This is a genomic window from Streptomyces scabichelini (assembly GCF_011045015.1).
GTDB lineage: Bacteria > Actinomycetota > Actinomycetes > Streptomycetales > Streptomycetaceae > Streptomyces > Streptomyces scabichelini.
The window spans coordinates 1-17,058 of sequence record NZ_JAAKZY010000213.1; the positions used below are offsets into that span (position 1 = coordinate 1).

The 17,058-nt window shown below is 70.8% G+C and carries 18 protein-coding genes and 2 pseudogenes; 7 read left to right on the top strand and 13 right to left on the bottom strand.

Annotated features, from left to right (window positions below; genetic code table 11):
* On the bottom strand, positions 1-418 hold a 418-nt coding region (locus G5C60_RS40995), incomplete at its 3' end, for an AMP-binding protein (protein ID WP_165267580.1).
* Positions 419-574: 156 nt separating this feature from the next.
* On the bottom strand, positions 575-1,978 hold the full coding sequence (locus tag G5C60_RS41000; protein WP_165267582.1) for an SLC13 family permease: 1,404 nt from the start codon (positions 1,976-1,978) through the stop codon (positions 575-577).
* 185 nt (positions 1,979-2,163) lie between these two features.
* Between G5C60_RS41000 and G5C60_RS41005 the strand changes: the two genes are divergently transcribed.
* From G5C60_RS41005 to G5C60_RS41015, 3 genes are all read left to right on the top strand, one after another.
* Positions 2,164-2,883 carry a FadR/GntR family transcriptional regulator gene (locus G5C60_RS41005; protein WP_165267584.1) on the top strand — a complete coding sequence of 240 codons (720 nt, stop codon included), beginning with the start codon at positions 2,164-2,166 and terminating at the stop codon, positions 2,881-2,883.
* 24 nt (positions 2,884-2,907) lie between these two features.
* Positions 2,908-3,687 carry a Type 1 glutamine amidotransferase-like domain-containing protein gene (locus tag G5C60_RS41010; RefSeq protein WP_165267586.1) on the top strand — a complete coding sequence of 260 codons (780 nt, stop codon included), beginning with the start codon at positions 2,908-2,910 and terminating at the stop codon, positions 3,685-3,687.
* 77 nt (positions 3,688-3,764) lie between these two features.
* Positions 3,765-4,127 carry a DUF4180 domain-containing protein gene (locus G5C60_RS41015; protein WP_165267588.1) on the top strand — a complete coding sequence of 121 codons (363 nt, stop codon included), beginning with the start codon at positions 3,765-3,767 and terminating at the stop codon, positions 4,125-4,127.
* A 167-nt stretch (positions 4,128-4,294) separates the two neighbouring features.
* Here G5C60_RS41015 and G5C60_RS41020 read toward each other — a convergent pair whose 3' ends face one another.
* Positions 4,295-4,504: a hypothetical protein gene (locus G5C60_RS41020; RefSeq protein WP_165267590.1), complete on the bottom strand. Its 210-nt coding sequence runs from the start codon at positions 4,502-4,504 to the stop codon at positions 4,295-4,297.
* Positions 4,505-4,733: 229 nt separating this feature from the next.
* Here G5C60_RS41020 and G5C60_RS41025 point away from each other — a divergent pair, with 229 nt between their 5' ends.
* Positions 4,734-5,528 carry a hypothetical protein gene (locus tag G5C60_RS41025; RefSeq protein ID WP_241267440.1) on the top strand — a complete coding sequence of 265 codons (795 nt, stop codon included), beginning with the start codon at positions 4,734-4,736 and terminating at the stop codon, positions 5,526-5,528.
* Complete coding sequence (locus G5C60_RS41030; RefSeq protein ID WP_165267594.1) at positions 5,521-5,907, top strand: GntR family transcriptional regulator; 387 nt, start codon at positions 5,521-5,523, stop codon at positions 5,905-5,907. The genes G5C60_RS41025 and G5C60_RS41030 overlap by 8 nt, the downstream gene beginning before the upstream one ends.
* A 5-nt stretch (positions 5,908-5,912) precedes the next feature.
* Here the strand turns inward: G5C60_RS41030 and G5C60_RS41035 are convergent.
* The 3 genes and pseudogenes from G5C60_RS41035 to G5C60_RS41045 form a co-directional block, all read right to left on the bottom strand.
* A pseudogene (locus G5C60_RS41035) lies at positions 5,913-6,524 on the bottom strand (IS5 family transposase); the annotation flags it as partial.
* Positions 6,525-6,600: 76 nt separating this feature from the next.
* A complete protein-coding gene (locus G5C60_RS41040) occupies positions 6,601-7,830 on the bottom strand; it encodes an acyltransferase family protein (protein ID WP_338146073.1) in 1,230 nt (409 codons plus the stop codon).
* On the bottom strand, positions 7,827-9,851 hold the full coding sequence (locus G5C60_RS41045) for a glycosyltransferase (RefSeq protein ID WP_420907459.1): 2,025 nt from the start codon (positions 9,849-9,851) through the stop codon (positions 7,827-7,829). The genes G5C60_RS41040 and G5C60_RS41045 overlap by 4 nt, the downstream gene beginning before the upstream one ends.
* Before the next feature lie 627 nt (positions 9,852-10,478).
* Between G5C60_RS41045 and G5C60_RS41050 the strand changes: the two genes are divergently transcribed.
* Complete coding sequence (locus G5C60_RS41050) at positions 10,479-10,844, top strand: GyrI-like domain-containing protein (RefSeq protein ID WP_165267600.1); 366 nt, start codon at positions 10,479-10,481, stop codon at positions 10,842-10,844.
* 19 nt (positions 10,845-10,863) lie between these two features.
* Here G5C60_RS41050 and G5C60_RS41055 read toward each other — a convergent pair whose 3' ends face one another.
* Positions 10,864-11,931 carry a MerR family transcriptional regulator gene (locus tag G5C60_RS41055; RefSeq protein WP_165267614.1) on the bottom strand — a complete coding sequence of 356 codons (1,068 nt, stop codon included), beginning with the start codon at positions 11,929-11,931 and terminating at the stop codon, positions 10,864-10,866.
* Positions 11,932-12,103: 172 nt separating this feature from the next.
* Here G5C60_RS41055 and G5C60_RS41060 point away from each other — a divergent pair, with 172 nt between their 5' ends.
* On the top strand, positions 12,104-12,985 hold the full coding sequence (locus tag G5C60_RS41060; RefSeq protein WP_165267602.1) for an ATP-grasp domain-containing protein: 882 nt from the start codon (positions 12,104-12,106) through the stop codon (positions 12,983-12,985).
* On the opposite strand, the gene G5C60_RS41065 is transcribed toward G5C60_RS41060, so the two are convergent.
* The 6 genes and pseudogenes from G5C60_RS41065 to G5C60_RS41090 all read right to left on the bottom strand — a co-directional run.
* Entirely contained in the window at positions 12,969-13,589 is a 621-nt protein-coding gene (locus tag G5C60_RS41065) for a hypothetical protein (RefSeq protein WP_165267604.1), read from the bottom strand. The genes G5C60_RS41060 and G5C60_RS41065 overlap by 17 nt on opposite strands.
* Positions 13,477-14,409: an FkbM family methyltransferase gene (locus G5C60_RS41070; RefSeq protein WP_165267606.1), complete on the bottom strand. Its 933-nt coding sequence runs from the start codon at positions 14,407-14,409 to the stop codon at positions 13,477-13,479. The genes G5C60_RS41065 and G5C60_RS41070 overlap by 113 nt, the downstream gene beginning before the upstream one ends.
* A complete protein-coding gene (locus G5C60_RS41075) occupies positions 14,406-14,651 on the bottom strand; it encodes a Trm112 family protein (RefSeq protein ID WP_165267608.1) in 246 nt (81 codons plus the stop codon). Before G5C60_RS41075 ends, G5C60_RS41070 begins: the two co-directional genes overlap by 4 nt.
* Complete coding sequence (locus tag G5C60_RS41080; protein WP_165267610.1) at positions 14,648-15,568, bottom strand: hypothetical protein; 921 nt, start codon at positions 15,566-15,568, stop codon at positions 14,648-14,650. Before G5C60_RS41080 ends, G5C60_RS41075 begins: the two co-directional genes overlap by 4 nt.
* A 3-nt stretch (positions 15,569-15,571) precedes the next feature.
* Positions 15,572-16,312 (bottom strand): class I SAM-dependent methyltransferase, encoded by a 741-nt coding sequence (locus G5C60_RS41085; protein ID WP_165267612.1) that lies wholly within the window; start codon positions 16,310-16,312, stop codon positions 15,572-15,574.
* Positions 16,309-17,058 (bottom strand): annotated as a pseudogene (locus G5C60_RS41090) (condensation protein); the annotation flags it as partial. The pseudogene G5C60_RS41090 and the gene G5C60_RS41085, both read right to left, overlap by 4 nt.

The window sequence follows — 17,058 nt, forward strand, 5'->3', positions numbered from 1 at the left end:
CATCGGGGCTGGCATCAGCAGGGGTGCGGGGCGTCCCTGTGGAGCGTACGTCGATGTCGACCCGCCCCAACTCACCCAGCGGCGAAGGGAGTTGATCGTCCGGCCCGGCAAGCACCAGCGTCGGCGCGCTGTCCGACACGATGTGCCCCAGCTCGCTCCCGCCCGACTTCGGGTTGAGCGGTACGGCGGGGACGCCGGCCAGCAGCGCGGCGACCACGGCGACGGCGGTCTCCAGGGTGGGGGTGGCCCAGACGGCGATCCGGCCCGCTCCCGCGACGCGCTCGGCCAGGGGCGCGGCCGTGGCGGCCAGCTCGCCGTACGTCAGGGAACGGTCGCCGAAGCGCAGGGCGGGCCGGTGCGCACCGGGTCCGTCCGGTTCCGCCAGGGCCTCGGTCAGGGCCGGGAAGAGAGGGGACACGCGTCGTACTCCTTGGTCGTTCGTCGTACGGGGCTCATGCGTCGGTACGTGGCTCATGCGTCGGTATGTGGCTCATGGCGGTACGTCACTCATGGCGTCGTCGGCATTCCCAGGTTCTCCCAGGTCCTCCCCGGGAATCCCCAGGTCATCCCCGGGTCATCCCCAGTTGGGCACCACCAGCGCCAGCCACACCACCGCGGGTACCACCGCCACCACGATCCCTCCGTACACCATCAGCTGCCTGAAGAAGCGCTCGCGGTCGACGTCCGGCGCCGCGGCCAGCACCAGCGCGCCGTTCGTCGAGAAGGGGCTCACGTCGACGACCGTCGCCGACACGGCCAGCGCGCACACCATGCCGATGGCCCCGATCTCGCCCTGCGCGAGGAAGGGCACGGCGAGGGGGATCAGGGCGCCCATGATCCCGACGGACGAGGCGAACGCCGAGACGATCGCGCCGATGTAGCAGAGCAGGACCGCGGCCAGCAGCGGGACGCCGATGTCGCTGACGCCCTCGCCGGCCCAGGTGATCGTGCCCATCTCGTCCAGGACACCGACGTACGTGAGGACACCGCAGATCAGCAGGACCGTCGACCAGGCGATCTGGCCGACCGCGTTGCGGCTGTCCTCCGGCCAGGCGGTGCTCAGCACGACGGCGAGGGTGATCGCGGTCAGACCGGCGTCCAGGTCGAAGGCGAGGACGGCGACGACGAGGGCGACGAGTGAGGTGAGCGTGGCGATCCGGGCCGGAGTGAGGCGGGTGGTGTCGGGCGTGGTGGGCGCGTCGGGGCGGGTCGCCACGGCGGTGTTGGTGCCGGAGCCAGAGCCGGAGCCCGTTCCCGTGCCGGCGGCGGTACCAGCGGGCCGCGGGCCGGAACCACCCTCCGGAAGGTCGTCCTTGTCAGAGGCGTCCTTGGAGGGGCCCTTGGAGGGCTCGTCCAGCGGCACCGCCCCCTGCGCCCACAGCTTCAGCCCGCCGAAGAGCACGAAGACCACACCCGCGATGACCAGGTTGGCGATCAGGGAGGCCAGGAAGAGGGCGATCTCGTTGCCCGGCAGGTTCTCGCGCTCCACGATCCCGTTGACGATCGACCCGTAGATGCTGATCGGCGAGAAGCCGCCGCCCTGCGCCCCGTGCACCACCATCGCGCCCATCAGCAGCGGACTGATCCCGTACCGCGCCGCGAAACTCAGCGCGATCGGCGCCACGATGGCGACCGCGGCCGGGCTGACCGCCCCGATCGCGGTCAGCGCCCCCGTCAGCACGAACATCACCCACGGGATGAGCGCGACCCGGCCGCGTACGAGCCGGATCGAGGCGTGTACGAGCCAGTCGGTGGTGCCGTTGGCGCGGGCGATGGCGAACAGATACGTGACCCCGACGAGCACGACGAAGAGGTCACCGGGGAAGCCCGCGAAGATCTCGTCGGCGTTGAGGTCCGCGACGAGTTCGCCGACCCCGAACGCGGCGGCGAAGGCGAGCGCGCCCATGTTGATGGAACGGGTGGTGGCGATCACGAACACCACGACGAGTACGAGGATCGATATCAGTTCGGCGGACATACGGGCTCCCGTCTTTGGGCCCCGGAGCGGCATGGAGGGCTATTGGATTGGCCAAGTGGCTGAACCACTTCGGTCGCTGGACAGCGTGGGTCCGACGCGGACGGACGTCAAGGGGTCGCGCAGGAATTGGCTCAGCCAGTCGTCCACTGGACCACGGTGTTACGCTCCCGACGAAGGGGGACCCCATGACCGAAGCCCTGCGCCCCATGACGAAACAGCGCCTCTACGAGCAGGTCCTTGAGCGGTTGCGCCAGTACGTCGCCGAGGGCGGCCTGCGCGCCGGCGACCGCCTGCCGCCCGAGCGCGACCTGGCGGCCCGCCTCGGCGTCAGCCGCGCCTCCGTGAAGCAGGCCATCGTGGTCCTGGAGGTCCAGGGACTGGTCGAGGCCCGCCACGGCGGCGGCACCTACCTGGTCCGCGACAGCCTCGACGTCGAACCCGTCGAGCGGCTCGTCGAACGCCGCCGGCGCCTCCCCGACGTACTCGAAGCCCGCGAGGCCCTGGAGACCAAGCTCGCCGAACTGGCCGCCGAGCGCCGCACGGACGACGATCTGGCCGCCATCCGCGCGGCCCTCGACCACATGGCGGGCGAGATCGAGGAGGGCGCCCACGGTGTGGAGGGCGACCGGCTCTTCCACGCCGCGGTCACGGCGGCGGCCCACAGCAGCATCCTCGCCGAGTTCATGCGCTCCATCGCCGACCAGATCACCGAGAGCCGCAACGAGTCCCTCCGCCAGCCGGGCCGGCCCACCCGCTCCCTGGCCCAGCACCACGCGATCCTCGACGCGATCGCCGCCCAGCACCCGAAGCAGGCGGCCGCGGCGATGCGCCGCCATGTCCGTACGGTGGCGAAGGTGCGGCTGCTGGACTGGGACCCGGAGGACGACGACGCGCCTACGCCCTGACAGGGCTCGCTACGATCCCCTGCCATGACCGCCGCACCCGCCACCACCCCTTCCCCTTCTCCCTCGAAAGGACGGGAGCCCACCATCCTCGCCACCTCCGGCGGCCACCGGGCCGGCGGCGGCCGGACCATGGTCATGTTCGACGCCCTGGTGCACCACGCGGTCGAACTGTCGGGCGCCCACGGCCGCCGCCCCCGCGTCATGTACGTGGGCACGGCCATAGGCGACGCCGAGCACTTCACCGCCCGCATGTCCGAGGCCGCACGCGTGGCGGGCTTCGACCTCACGCCCCTCCAGCTCTTCCCGATGCCCAACCACGAGGACGTGGAGGGCACCGTCCTCGACCAGGACGTCGTCTGGGTCATGGGCGGCTCGGTGGCGAACCTCCTCGCGGTGTGGCGGGCACACGGACTCGACCACATCCTGCGCCGCGCCTGGCAGTCGGGCGTCGTCCTCAGCGGCGTCAGCGCGGGCTCGATCTGCTGGTTCCAGGGCGGCACCACGGACTCCTTCGGCCCCGAACTCCGCCCGCTCACCGACGCGTTGGGCTTCCTCCCGTACGGCAACGGCGTCCACTACGACACCGACCCCGGCCGCCGCCCCCTGGTGCACCGGCTCGTCGCGAACGGCACCCTCCCCGTCACACACTGCACCGACGACGGAGTGGGCCTTGTCTACCGCGGAACCGAACTGACGGAAGCCGTAACCGAGTTGCCCGGCAAGGGAGCGTACGTCGTGACACGCGACGGCGACTCGGCCGCCGAGGAACGCATCGAGCCGCGCCGCTTGCCCACGGTCGACTGACTCTGCTCCACACGGCTGTTGAGCTGGCCGATGAACCCTTCTCTCGGCTGCCTCGGCCAACTCGTACCCTTGGCGCCATGACCACCCTTCAGAAGATCCACGACGTGCCCGTCCTGATGTGCGCCCCAGAGGGCGAACCCATTCGCAGCGAACGCGACGCGCTGGATTTCATCGGCGATGCCGGGTATCAGGGCGCCCAATGGGTTGTCATCCCCGTCGAGCGGTTCGATGAGGCGTTCTTCCAGTTGAGCACTCGTGTCGCCGGAGGGATCGTCCAGAAGTTCGTCCAGTACGGCATGGGGATCGTCGTCCTCGGTGACATCTCCCGTCACACGGAGGCCAGTTCGGCGCTGCGGGACTTCGTTCGTGAGTGCAACCGCGGGCGGCAGACGTGGTTTCTGGCGGATGTGGAGGAGCTGCGGGAGCGGCTGAAGGGCTAGAACCTGTCTGATAATTGATGAACGTCGAAGAGAAGCGGCCGCACCGTTGAGGGTGCGGCCGCTTCTGTTCTCCCTCGCCACAGCGGGTATGCAGCATCGGAGAGGCCGCTCCGGGACGTCGTCCCGGCTTCGGTGCTGACGGGACCGCCTGCGGCCATCGAGCTGCGTCAGCTGACCGTACTGTACATGGTGAGCTCGAATTTGTAGTTGTCATTGCGGAGGCTGCCGAGAAAGTTCAGGCATTTCGACGTGGAGTAGCTGCTGTTGTCTGCCCAATACCAGTCGCCGTACCCGGCGAGGATGCCTTCGAGGCGTCGCACGTCTGCCTGCGGGCGCAGCTGGACTCGATCACCGTCGGCTGAACCGGTCGCCGTCACCTGACCGGTCGCCGTTCGGCCGACCGCCTCCCTGTCGGCCGACCACCTCCCTGTCGAACCGACCGCCTCCCCGTCCGCCGGCCGCTCCCCCGTCGCGTCACGGGAACCGCCCCGCTCCGGAACCCGACTCCCCCTCGCACCGCCTTGTATCGAACGTTTGACACAAGATCCCCGGCCACGGCATCTTGTACTCACCGCTTGATACAAGATGATCCGGGGGGATCTCCGCATGCTCGACACCGCCCCGCCCCAGTACCGGTTGCTCGACCACGCCGACCACTACGCCCGCTGGTCCGGTCTGGCCATCGGCCTCGTGGTCGCGCAGGCGCTGTCCACACTGGGGGACGTCGAGTTCGAGCAGCGCGTCGTGTTCTGCCTCACGGCCTTCGGCCTGTGCGCGGTGGCGGGTGTCCTGCTCGCCGACGCCCTGACCTTGCGCCCCCAGGAGGCGGTACGCACCGCGAGTCTCGCACCACGCCTGGTCAGAGACCATGTGCCGCCGCACATGGGTCCCCTGATCGCCCTCCAGGGGCTCTCCCTCGTCGTCCTGCTGGTGATCACGGCCGCCACGGCCTCCGTCGACCCCGACCGCGTCTTCAGCACGGGAAAGGTCCTCACCCTCACCTGCAACGGGATGCGGGCGACCACCGGCCCCTGGCCCGGCCTGTACTACACCCTCCCGATGTTCGGCGCGCTCGCCATAGCCACCCCCACCTGCGTCTGGGCCCTGCGCCGCATCGCCCACGGTCCGGGTGAGGAGCAGCAGCGCCGCGACCGCGCGTGGGCGGTCACCGGCGCCTGGGGCCTGTTGGTGTCCAGCCAGCAGCTGTACGCCGTGCTGATGGTCTCCCTCGCGCTGACGGAGACGGGCTGCGCCGGCGCGCTGGGCGTGCTCACCTTCTGGGTGTTCTACCCGCTGGCCCTGCTGAACCTGTTCACCGCCGTCTGGTCCCTGGTCACCGTGGTGGCACCGCGGGCCGTCGCCGACGAGGCGGCGGCAGAGGGGTCCTACGACGATGAGTGAGGCCGCCGTCCGCGTCGACACCACCAGCCAGGTCCCGCCGTACGAGCAGATCCGCGCGCAGCTCGCCGCGCTGATCGTCACCGGGCGGCTGGCCGAGGGCGACCGGCTGCCGACCGTGCGCCAGCTGGCCACGGACCTCGGGCTGGCACCGGGCACCGTCGCCCGCGCCTACCGTGAGCTGGAGGCCGGCGAGCTGATCCGCACCCGTCGGGGCGCGGGCACCCGGGTGGCGGCGCCGCCCACCGGCCCGACCCGCCCGCACACTGTCCAACTCGCCACTCTCGCCCGTGACTTCACTTCGTCCGCCCGCGCCCTGGGCGCCGACACCGAGGCCATTCTGACCGCCGTCCGCGACGCCCTGGGCCCGGACCGTGCCTAGGTTCTGCGCCGCACACGGTTGGCCTTCTGATCCGCCCGCTCCGGGATCACCGCCCGGATGCCCCTGCGCCGCAGGGAATGGCGGATCGCCCGGGACGAGTACGCCTAATGGGACCCGAAGGTCGGTACTGAGCCCTGTTCTTGGGCGATGACCGCGCCCGGGCCTGCGGCGAGGCCGTCCGGCGCCGGCCCGGGGCACCCTCAAGGCGTCCATGACCTCGTCGAAGACGGTGGAATCGTTGACGTTGCCGGGCGTGACGACGACGGCCAGGGGCAGGCCACGGCCGTCGCAGGCGAGATGGACCTTGGTGGTCAGCCCGCCGCGGGACCGGCCGAGCGCCTGGCCAGCCGTCGTGCATGCCGGATCTTCCAGTTCGTCCCCCGCCGCAGCCCCTTTTTGCGGGCTCCGGCGGCGTGCTGGTGGGCACGGTTGATCGTGGAGTCGACCGACACCGTCCACTCCACGGTTCCGATGGAGTCGTCCCGGACCTGGACCTGCTCGAGCAGGCGGGCCCAGGTGCCGTCCGCCTCCCAGCGGGCGAACCGCTCATAGGCCGTCTGCCACGGACCATAGCGTTCCGGCAGGTCACGCCACGGCGCACCGGTCCGCAACCGCCAGTGCCCGGTGTGTCCTGCGCGTACGGGCTTCCGTGCGCGCAGGACACGTGCGGGCAGACACGTCAGGTCCGTACCGTCAGCGCACCGGTTGCGGTGCCCCAACCGGCTCCGGCTCCGACGCCGACTTCGGCTCCCGCTCCGGTGACGGAGTCGCCACCGGGTAGAACTCCCGTGGCCTCCCCGCCCCGTCCTTCGCCCGGACCAGCAGACTGCCGGGATACTCGACCAGCCAATAGCTCAGTACCGCCGTCGGCAGCGCCACCGCCAGGACGATCAGGATGCCCAGCGGAAAGCCCGACGGGCCCGGTGGCAGCCATCCCGACTTGTCGAGCTGGAGCATGACCGGCTCGTGCCAGATGTAGAGGCTGTAGCTGATGAGGCCCACGCTCGTGGCCCAGCGGGCCCTCAACACCGCGTGGCCACGCACCCGTTGACGTACATGCAGCGTGGCGAAGAGCAGCACGAACCACAGCAGGGCCGCGAGTGGATGGTAGTAGGTGTGCGCGAAGTTCTCCGGGGCGGAGAGGTACGAGAGCGCGTACAGGCCCGCCAGTGACACCACCGAGAGCAGTGCGGACCAGCGGCCCGTGATCCGGCCCCGTTCCCCCAGCGCGACCAGCAGCACCGCAAGGCCCATCCCCGCCGCGAAGCCGCCGAAGCGGGCCTGAGGGCCGAAGTACACCGGCCAGTTGGTGTGCGGGATGCCGAGGACGTGGTGGGCGAAGGCGATCCAGGCGACGGGAGCCGCGAACAGGGCCACGCAGCCCGAGGCGCAAAGCGCGACCCTCGCGCGGCGGGTGCTCAGGCGGCGGCAGGCACGTATCGCCAAGGGCCCCAGCGCGACCAGGGACAGGTAGAACGCGATCTCAAGGGACAGGGACCAGCTCGGGCCCAGTGTGTAGAAGATCCGCTCACGGTCGAAGACGTGCGTGAACGTGAGGTGTTCGACCAGGTCGCGCCAGTCGCCGGGGAGCGTGGGATTGCGGCTCGCCCAGACGACCAGGACCGCGAGGAAGTACAGCGGCAGGATGCGTACCGCCCGGCGGAAGAGGAACACCCGGCCCGGCCGTACCGAACCCTCGTCGATGGCCGCGCGGGCGTAGGACAGGGTCAGCAGGTACGCGGACATCACGAAGAACAGGTCGATGACCTCCAGGGAGATCAGCGCGCCGAGCCATGGGTTGTCTACCGGCGGGTGGGAGCCTTCGGCGTCGTACGTGTAGTACTGCTGCCAGACGTGGAAGACGACGGTGCTGAGCGCGGCGAGGCCGCGGAAGCCCTGGAGTTCGAGGGTGGAACGCTTCACGCCTCGGACACCTCCGCCCGCTCCGCTCGCGGCGTGACCCGCCAATGCCGGTGCCCCATCGCCTCCTTGAGGTGCGACTGCCGCGCCACGACGTTCTTGAAGTGCGTGTAGAAGACGGTCGAGACCAGGAGGTAACGCCAGAACCAGGCCTTCCTGCGCCGAAGTTCGGGCACCGCGAGCCGCCACGCGAACGCCGCCTGCACGACCCCGGCGGACAGGGTCACCGCCACCGCGAGGAGGCACACGGGTACGGCCCAGTCGAGCCCGTCCACGCCACCCGCCCGCAGGGCCGCGTGCAGCAGCACGGGCAGGATCTGCAGCGACAGCCACGGCTGGACCTCGCGCCAGCCGAGCAGCACGAACAGCCCGGCCTTCTGGCGGCGGCTGAAGACGGGCGAGCGCAGTCCGCGCCACAGGTGCCGCAGGGAGACCTGGAGCCAGCCCTGCGCCCAGCGCGAGCGCTGGTTCCACAGCGGCTTCAGCATCGTGGGCGCCAGTTCGCGGGAGACGAGGGTGCGGTCCATGGCGATCCGGGCGCCCTCGTGCAGCGCGCGCATCGTGGAGTCGATGTCCTCGGTGAGCATCGAGCCGTGCATCCGGGTGCGGGCGAGCAGATCCGTACGCCAGAAGCCGTTGGAACCGCCGAACACCCCGAAGCCGTACATCCGGGTCCGGCCGGGATGGCTGACGGCGTAGATCGCCTCGAACTCGACGCCGACCAGCTTGGCGACCCAGGAGCTCTCGCCGTTGCGGATCACGCAGTGGCCCTGCACGACGTCGTAGCCGTTGGACAGCCAGTCCCAGGCGTGCCGGAAGGCGTCAGGAGCGGGGTGGTGATCGGCGTCGAAGATGCCGACGAACTCGCCCGCTACGCGCGTAGCGGCAGCGTTGAGGTTCTGCGCTTTCGACGTGCTGCCCGGCACGGGGAGCAGGACGAGCCGCGGGTCGCGGCGGGCGATCTCGCGCAGGGTGTCCTCGACGGGCAGCGGGTGCGGGGTGTTGTAGGCGAGGACGATCTCGAGCTCGTTCGGGTAGTCGAGGCGCAGGAACGACTCGACGGTGTCGACGATCGTCGCGGCCTCGTTCGGCAGGTACGCGGCGATGACGGCACTGGCGGGCGGATACGGCTGCGCGGCCCGTGCCGGGCGGGGCTCGGCGTCGAGCGAGTAGAGGCACTCCAGCACGATGAGCAGCGCGGATACGACGAGTCCGGTGACCACCACCCAGTACGCGGCGGACGCGAGGTCCCAGCCGAGGGCGTACGCCTGCTCGTAGACCAGGAACGGCACGCCGATGCCGAGCAGCAGGCTGAGCACCGGGGACAGCAGCGGGGCGATCGAAGCGCGGGCGCGGCGGTGGGAGGACATGGCCCTGGCGCGCATCCACGGTTCGTACCGGACGGGTCGCAGATCCCGGTGTCGTACGGCCTCCGCGGCGGCGTCCCGCGCTTCTTGGACCGGGTGGCTGTGGCCGGTGTGGTCGGTGAGCGGGGTCCAGCCGACGGCCGGGGTGAGCCGTACGTTCTCGTCGGCGACGACGAACCGGGTGCCGGCGACGGTGGTGGCGAACTCCTGGAGCGCGCCGCGGGCCGCCTCCTCGTCGACGCCGGGCATCAGCATCAGCAGATGCCCGTCGTCGTCCCAGCCGAGCCGGTCGCAGCCGCTGCCGAGGCGTTCGGCGACCTGGGCGAGCCGTTCGGCGACCTCGCGCCGCACGCGCGAGCCGAGGCGGGCCTCCAGGGCGGCGGTCTCGGCGACGCCGACCACGGCGAGGACGCCTCCGCTGCGGGCCGCCGCCGGTCGCCTCAGTTCCCGGTCGAGCTCGTCCATGAAGTGCGGGCCGGAGTACAGGCCGGTGCGCGGATCGAGGAGCAACTGATCGACGGGGACGGGGACTCGGTGCAGCTTGGCCGCGATGCGCGCGTCCAGCTCGTCCGGGTCGGGCGCCTGAGGCAGACAGTCGTCGGCGCCGTGCCGCAGCAGCTCGGCCACCGCCTTCGGGCAGCCGTCCGCGGTGACCATGAGGAGAGGCAGTGCCTGTCCCGCGGGATCGGCACGCACCTCCCGTACGACATCAAGTCCCTCGTCGAGCGCGACGATCGCGTCGGGCCGGTACTGCCGCGCCTGCCGGATGACGTCTCCCGGGGCCGCGTGACTGACCTCGTAACCGGCCGATATGAGCGTACGGCCCAGCTGTTCGCGTTTCGTTCCCGGTGTGCCGACGGCCAGGACGTGCCCGGGGCTCGGCTCGGTATCTCGGCGCACGCGCGCGTGAGCGTCCTGGGGCACGAGGGAGTGCCCAAGCTGATTCAGCATCTATGTGGTCCGATCCTGTCGGATTGTGGGGGTGGACCTTGATTTGTGTGAGTGCTCAACTGCCTTGTGGGTGTGGGCAATTGGCGACAACAGCCTCAGCGATCACTGTGTCGGTGAGCCTTCGGCGGCGTAACACTCTCTTTGCGTTCTCATGCCTACCTGGCGAAGATCGCTGCCGTCAGGTTGGCGGCAAGTCGGACCTCTGCATCAGGGACGACTACACGGGTGTTCGGCCAGGCCGGATGTCAGTGCCCAGTGCTTGTATCCGGTGCCATGACACCTTCGGTATTTTCCGCTCCGCCCGATCGCATTCAGCGGCCGGACGTCACCGTCATGCAGCAGGCCACCGTCGATGAGCTGACCCGCATTCAGCAGCTCTGGCCGTCGTTCGAGGAGCTGGTCGGGCTGCGCGGGCGCAAGATGTACGCGCAGGTCGACGAACGCCGGAACACCTACACCGTCTGCACGCCGGTCAAGGAGGACGACCGGCCCGACGGCCTGGGTCTGGAGCTCGGCACCTTGGCGGGAGGGTCCTACCTGCGCGGTCGGCTGGTCGGCGATCCGGCTCAGACCTACGGGCAAATAGCCGCAGGGATGGCCGAGTTGAAGGGGATGCTGCGAGCCGATGACGACCGGCCCCTGGTCGAGTTCTACCGTCGGCACGACCAGATCGAGCTGTGGGTGCCGATCCGGTCGTGACAACAGCTCGGCCCCGCGCTCAGCTCGATTCGGTCGTCACCACGTCTGCCACGACACAACTCACGTTGTCCGGGCCGCCGGAGTTGTTCGCCGCGATGATCAGGGCGCGAACCGCCTGCTCCGGGGAGGGAATCGTGGTCAGGGTCTCCTGGATCTCCGAGGTCGGCACGACAATCGAGAGGCCGTCGGAGCAGAGGAGATAACGGTCGCCCGGCAGTGCGTCGTGCAGCCGCACGTCCGGAGCGGGAGCGGGCCCGCCGCCCGTCAACGCCTTCAGGAGAAGCGCGCGTTGGGGATGGGCCATCGCCTCCTCCAGGGTGAGGCGGCCCTCGTCGATCATCGACTGGACCATGGTGTGGTCGTGGGTGATCTGGAAGAGGTCGCCGTCGCGCAGGAGGTAGGCGCGGCTGTCGCCGATGTGGACCAGGGCCAGTTGTGAGCCGGTCCAGAGCATCGCGGTGAGGGTGGTGCCGTCCTCCTCCGGGCTCTGGGCGACGTCCTGGACCGCCTGCGTGGCGCCCTGGACGGCGTCCTCCAGGAGGTTGAGGACACTGCCCGCCGGAAGCGGCTCGGTGTCCAGGAACTTGAGGGCCTCCACCGCGGCCGTACTGGCCGGGGCGCCCGCCGGGCCGAAGCCGTCCGCGACAGCAAGCACACGGGTGCCCGCGTACGCGGTGTCCTGGTTCGCGGGGCGTACGAGGCCGGCGTCGGAGAGGGCGGAGTAACGGAGTTCCAGCATGGTGGTGTCCTTCCTCGGAACCTGTGAAAGGTGGTCGACGAGGAAGGCCGCCAGGTCACGGCGGGTCGCCGTCTCGGCCTCGACCCGCGCCCAGTACGCGCGGATCTCCGCCGCGGCGGACGCCGGTTCGAGGGCGCAGACCTGCCGTATCCGGGCCAGCGGCATCCCGAGCCGCCGCAGCCACGCCACCAGACGCGCCTGCTCCAACTGCTCGGGTGCGTAATAGCGGTACCCCGTCTCGGAGTCCACCCGCGCCGGCCGCAGCAACTCCAGCTCGTCGTACAGCCGAAGTGCCTTCGGCGACAGTCGGCACGCCTTGGCGAATGCCCCGATCGTCAGCATCTCCATGCGAACCCCGAATCTCATACGCCCATTTCGCGAGCCGGTCGTTCCTCGTCTCGCCACTGATGCTGTGGCCTCCCCAAAGGGGAAGGTCAATTGCAGGTGCTTCGGTTCCGGTCCGACTTGTTAGCCTGCGGGCCGAGCCGCTGGAATTCGACGTACGGACGAGGAGTCCTCTGTGACAAGCAGCACCCGCCTCGCGCTCGTCACCTGCCGAGAGGTGCAGGAGACCGGATACGACCGCGACCTGCCGGTGCTCGCGGGCGCGGTGGAGGAGGCCGGGGCGGCCGCGGCTGTCGTCGTGTGCTGGGACGACCCGGACGTCGAGTGGGGCGACTTCGATCTCGTGGTCATCCGTTCCGCCTGGGACTACAGCTGGCGGGCCGCCGAGTTCCTGGCGTGGGCCGAGCGGTGCGCGGCGGCGACGACGCTGGCGAACCCGGTGGACGTCGTGCGCTGGAATGCCGACAAGCGGTACCTGGGGGATCTCGGGGCGGCCGGCGTCCCCGTCGTCGACACGCGCTATCTCGCACCGGGTGACCCGGTCGACCTGCCCGACGAGCAGGAGTACGTCATCAAGCCCACCTCGGGGGCAGGGGCCCGGTACGCCGCCCGTTACGCGCCGGGGGAGCGGGAAACCGCCGTACGGCATCTCGCGCGGATGCACGACGAGGGGCTGACCGCGATCGTGCAGCCGTACGTACGGAGCATCGACACGGCGGGCGAACGCGCCCTTCTGTTCATCGGCGGGCGGTTCCTCCATGCGATACGCAAGAGCGCCGTCCTCGAACCCGGGACCGCGTACGACGAGGACAAGGTCTCGCACCCGAACCTCCGGCCCTGGGAGCCGACCCCTGCCGAACTCGCCGTCGCCGAACGGGCGTTGGCCGCCGTGCCGGGTACTCCTGAACTGCTCTACGCCCGTGTGGACCTGGTCGACGGCGACGACGGGGCACCCCGCGTCATGGAGCTGGAACTCGTCGAGCCGAACCTCTTTCTCTCGCTGCACACGCACTCGGTGCCGGTAGTCGCGGAGGCGATCGTCAAGGCCGCCCGCTGACGGCGACGGCCTCGCCGCCGCTCACGGCCACCCGCTGCAACAGCCCCCACGTGAACTCCGCCACGCAGTCCCGTCGTACGCCCGAAGAGTCCGGTGCCGTGAACTTCAGCCCCCATCGCGTCGGAGCCGTGCCCTCCAGCGGGCGGGCGGGAGCGAAGGCGCGGGCCACCTCGTCGACCGTGCAGGACCAGGGACGGAGATCGTCCACCGTCCGCAGCTCAGGTGCCGGCGCACCCGGCGCCCGTACCAGCCACTCGTTCCAGACCACTCCGTTCGGGGCGAGGAGCACCTCGAAGCGGAGGTCCGGCCACAGGGCGACGGGCCAGAGCCGGGCCTCGCACTCCAGGTCGCCGATCTTCCGGGTCGTCACCGACTGCGGCTGGCCGAGGACGGAGTGGTAGCGGGAAGCGGCCGAGCGGGAGCGGGGGCCGCGGATCATCGCCTGCCAGCGGCGGTTGGCCTCGCGCATGCCGGCGATCGAGACGCCCAGTTCATGACGGGCTTCCTCGACCAGGTCCGGATTGTGGTCGGCCATGCGGCGCAGCAGGACGAGCTGGAAGTCGAGCGGGGTGAAGGGGCTGGTGGGGCGATTGGCGGCGGGCATGGGGCCCATCGTCGCGCACGATGCGCTCGTCGTCGCGTACGGGGCGCTCGCCCGGGCGGCGACCGTCCGGGAGAAAAAGGACAGAGTTCACGTATCGGATGTACCGGTGGCCGCGGAAGGGCAGTACCCGCCGGAGCAGACCCTGGGAGACGACGTGCGAGGCGTGCGCCTGGTGGGCCTCCAGGTCGAAGGAGGACAGCGGGAGCCAGGTGTCGCCGGGCAGGACCCAGCCCTCGTAACCGTGCTGGGCCAGGTGGGAGACGACCGGGGCGATCGGCTGGATGCGGGCCTCCAGCTCGATGAACAGGGCCGGGCGGTCGCGGGTCAGGAGGGCGGTGGCGCCGCGCAGGACCGCGAGTTCGCTGCCGTCCACGTCGATCTTGATGAAGCCGACATCGTGGAGGTTCAGGCTGTCGAGAGTGACACAGGGGACGTCCAGGGCGCGGGCGTGGATGTCCCGGCGGACGAGTGAGGAGACGCCGCGGTCGCCCTGGTCACCCGGCGGCAGCCAGAGGCGTGCGGTGCCCGGCTGGTCGCTGGCGGCGGCCCGGACCACCCGGACGTTGCCGGGGGTGGCGTCGGTGAGCAGACGGGCCAGGTGCGGGACCGGTTCGACGGTCACCACGCGATGGGCCCGGTCCGACAGGCGCCGCGTCCAGGGGCCGTACCAGCCGCCGACGTCCACGGCCGTGCCGCAGTCCGGCGGGCACAGCTCGGGGAGCCGGGCCAGCTCGGGCTCGAAGCGCGGGTAGACGAGCCGGGCGGCCGCGGCGACGAGGCGGCGCGGGATGAAGGGGGCTAGGCGGGCGGCCAGGGTCATGGAGTCATCCCGGGGGTCTGGGGGTCGCCCCCAGAAATACGCAGCAAGAGCTCCTCGTGTTCGTCCTCCGTCACCTGCTCGCCGGAGGACGGGAGGAGCTGGGGGATGCCGTCGACGATCGGGTAACGGCGTTGCAGACGCGGGTTGTAGAGGGCGTCCTCCGGTTCCTGCACGAGAAGGTGCAGCGGTCCTTTGTCCAGTGGGCACGCCAGGATCTTCAGGAGCGGGTCGTCAGGGTTCATGGGGTCAACTCCCGTGTGGGGGCGGTTGGTTGTGGCTTGGGCGGCGGGTCGTGCTTCGGCATCGCGAGGAGTACGGAGACCGCCAGCGCCGTACCGCCGAGGCGCAGCGCGAGCCGTACCGGGTCCCCGGGAAGCGCCTCGCCGAACGCGAGCGTGCCGAGCACCGCCGTGAACAGACAGGTCACCGTCGTACAGACCGGCACGATCAGCGAGGCACGGCAGCGCTGCAGCGCCGCCTGCGACATGATCAGGCCGAACGCGCCGGTGCAGAGCAGGATGTAGGGGTACGGGGAGATCAGCAGGTCGAGTACCGCTCCGCCGAGTCCGTCTGTCGTGAGGTAGCTCGACACGCCCTTGATGGCCAGCGAGCTCACGCCGTACAACAGGCCCACCGCCACGCCGTACTCGACGCCCGTCGTCGGCATGCGGTGCCGGTGGCGGGCGCGGCGCTCGGCGGACCCGTACAGCCAGATGCCCAGCACGATGGACGGCACACAGACCACGAGGATCAGCGGGACGGGGGCGCTGCGGCTGACCGTGTCGGACTGTTCGTTGAGCGACAGGACCACCATCAGCAGTGCGGCGAGGATCGCACCGAGCGCATACCGCTCGCGGCCGGAGGTCTCCTCGCCGAGCAGTACCGAGGACAGCAGGACGAGGAGCACGAGGCCGGAGACGAAGATGCCCTGGGCGGCGGCGATCGGCAGGGTGCGGTAGACGACGAGCTGTGCGCCGAAGCCGCTCGCCAGGGCGAGGGAGCCGCCGATCCACAGCGGGCTGCCGAGGACGAGGCGCAGCAGCCGGGCCGGCTCGCGGACGCTCACGGCGGGCATGGTCGCCAGTGCCCGTTTCTCCAGGACGAATCCGGTGCTGTACAGAACGTTCGCCAGCAGCGCCGCGGCTACCCCCCACCACATGGTCTACGTCCTCCGTGCGTGCAGAAGCAGGATCGAGGCCATGGATGGTGTGCGGCACGCCAGCCGGTCCAGCGGGCGCAGCGGGCGCGGTACGCCGTGGAAGGGTGCGCCCCGCAGTCGTACGACCTCGAAGCCCGACGCGGCCACGAACTCCCGTAGCGCGCGGGCGGTGTAGAGCCGCAGGTGGCCCACGACCTCCTGGCCCGGGCGGCCGTGGATGGCGCGCAGGCTCACCTCGGAGAAGACGGGCTGGACGCCGGCGAGGAGCAGCGCCCGGTTGTACCAGGCGGCCAGGTTCGGGGTGGAGAGCATGAGATGGCCTCCGGGGCGCAGGATCCGGTGGATCTCGTCGAGTGCCGCGTCGGGGTCGACGAGGTGCTCGACGACCTCGCTGAACAGGACGGCGTCGGCGGAGGCGGATCTGAACGGCAGTCCGCCGTCGGTGAGTTCGCCGCGTACCGCATACGGGAGGTGGGCGTGCGCGCGTCTGAGGGCGTCCTGGGACCAGTCGACGCCGATGAGGCGGTGGCCCGCCAGGAGGGGGGCGGCCGTCGCGGCCGCGGTGCCGTCGCCGCAGCCGATGTCGATGACGGTCCGCGCGCCCGAGGTGGCCGGGCCGAGGGCGTCGGCGAGCATCCGGGCCTGGCGGAGGCTGCGGGGGGTGCCGGAGGCGACGGTGACGCCCGGGTCCTCGTAGAAGTCCCGTAGTCCGTGCGGCGGCCGGCGGGGCGGGGCCATGGTCATGAGGTGGCCTCCCTCCTCTGGTCCGTCGCGTGTTCGCCTGCGGGCTCCCTTGCCTGTTTTCCCGCGTGTTCCGTCGCGTGCAGGTAGTGCTCGAACAGGTCGCGGAGATGGCAGCCGTCGCCGTGGCTGAGGAGGGTGCGGGACCAGCGCAGCGCCAGGTGCAGGCGGCCCGCGGTGGCGGCCGTCGTGACGGTCAGGCCGCGGGGCATGCGCGCCGGGGCCGAGAACCACACCGCGTGCGCGCGGCCCGCGCCTTCGCCGAAGTCGAGCGGGTACGGGACGCGGCCGATGTTGCTCAGCAGGGTCGTCGACGTCCAGGGCGCGGCGGCTCGGCGCAGTCCCCTGGTGAGGGCGGCCCGCCAGGCCACGGGGGCCCAGGGGGCGGTCAACAGGGCGGCTCCGTGGCCGAGTTGGGGCCTGGGCTGGGCCTTGAGGGTACGGGTACGGTCCGCCGTGCGGCGCAACAGGCCGGCCAGGTCGGAGGCGTCCAGCTCCTCGGGCGTGAAGGGCACTTCGACGAGCCGTGTGCCGTTGCCGATGGGCATGTCCGTGCCGCGCGGCCGGTCGTCCACCGGCATCGTGATGCGCAGGGGGCGGGGATGGGCGCCGTGCTCCCTGTTCCAGTGGGCGATCATCAGCGCGGTGGCCACCATGAGCTGGTCGTTCACGGTGTAGGGGGAGCCCTTGGGCCGGTGCGGCACGTTCAGCTCGGACACGAGCATGCCGTTGCCGGGGGAGGGCTCGGG